Here is a 1,478-nt window from a genome sequence, read left to right as displayed (position 1 = left end):
TCCCAAAATCCAAATGAGGAAAAAGCTGAGAAGTATTTAGCTTTAAAAAAGGAACTAACATTTACTTTTAAAGTTAAAGACCGTTCTGAGTTAGATGCTTTAACAAAAAATTTATCCATTGTTAATTATAATGATAAATCCAAGACTGTAACCGCTTGGGCCAACGAAAATCAGTTTAGAGCCTTTCAATCCAAAAATATTCCCTTTCAGGTCCCTATTAGTGAAAATGAGGTGGACCCTAACGTTATTTACGACAATAAAAAAACCAAGTCATCTGAATCTAGGACCTCTAAAGCCTTGGCCAACACCCTTACATTTCCTGTTGCCAACTATCCCACGTATGCACAGTATGCGCAACAAATGCAAGATTTTGAAAATGATTACCCTAACCTTGTTCAAAAAATAAGCATTGGCAATACTGCCGAAAATGACGGTAAAGAATTGCTCTTTGTCAAAATCTCCGATAATGTGGCCGTAGATGAACTAGAGCCTAAACTCATGTACACATCCTCCATGCATGGTGATGAAATTGCGGGATACCCTATGATGCTCAGTCTTATTGACTATATTTTAACAGTGTATGGGGATACTGGACATCCTGACCATGCTAGAGTTAAAAATTTAGTAGAGAATACCGAAATTTGGATTAACCCAAGTGCCAACCCTGATGGTACTTATTATGGTAGTGCCAGCAACACTTCTGTTGCGGGGGCCAGAAGAGGTAATTTCTTTAACATCGATTTAAATAGAAACTATCCTGATAACGTTGCCGGTCCTCATTATGACGGTAATGCTTATCAAACTGAAACATTGGCGTTTATGGCACTGGCCGATGCCCAACACTTTGTCATTTCAGCTAACTTCCATGGAGGTACAGAATTGTTCAATTATCCCTTTGATAATGCCTATGTAAGCCAGTACACACATCCTGATGGTGATTGGTTTGAATTTACAGGTGTTGAATATGCAACTAATGCACAAAATGATAGCGACCCCTTTGGAGATACCACTTATATGACTGTCGATGATGATAGCAATGTATATCCTAGCCCTGGTGTTACTCATGGCGCGGAATGGTATCGTGTCTTTGGTGGACGTCAAGATTACATGAATGTTTACCAGCAATGTAAAGAGGTTACTGTTGAACTTTCTGATACAAAAATACTTCCTGAAAGCCAATTGGTTAATTATTGGCTTTATAATAAAAATGCCTTATTGGATTACCTAACACAAGGTACATATGGGTTTAGAGGGATCGTAAAGGACGCCAACACCAATAACCCTATTCAGGCTACAGTAACTCTTGTTGGACATGACGCATTTGGTTCTCATACATTCTCTGATCCAAACGGCGGTGATTACTATAGACCCGTTAAAGCTGGAACTTATGATATCTTATTTGAAGCCGATTGCTACCAATCATTTACCCTTTCTAATCAATCAATTGCCGATTATCAAACTAAAGTATTAAACGATGT

General features: G+C 38.4%; 1 protein-coding gene. It reads left to right on the top strand.

From position 1 onward, the window contains the following. Positions 1-1,478, top strand: a 1,478-nt coding sequence (locus ABD963_RS15060; RefSeq protein WP_345278277.1) for a M14 family zinc carboxypeptidase, incomplete at both ends; no start/stop codon positions are given.

The organism is Litoribaculum gwangyangense, assembly GCF_039543505.1.
GTDB lineage: Bacteria > Bacteroidota > Bacteroidia > Flavobacteriales > Flavobacteriaceae > Litoribaculum > Litoribaculum gwangyangense.
The sequence above is the reverse complement of the archived record's forward strand: the minus strand, read 5'-3'. Positions and strand labels throughout refer to the sequence as shown.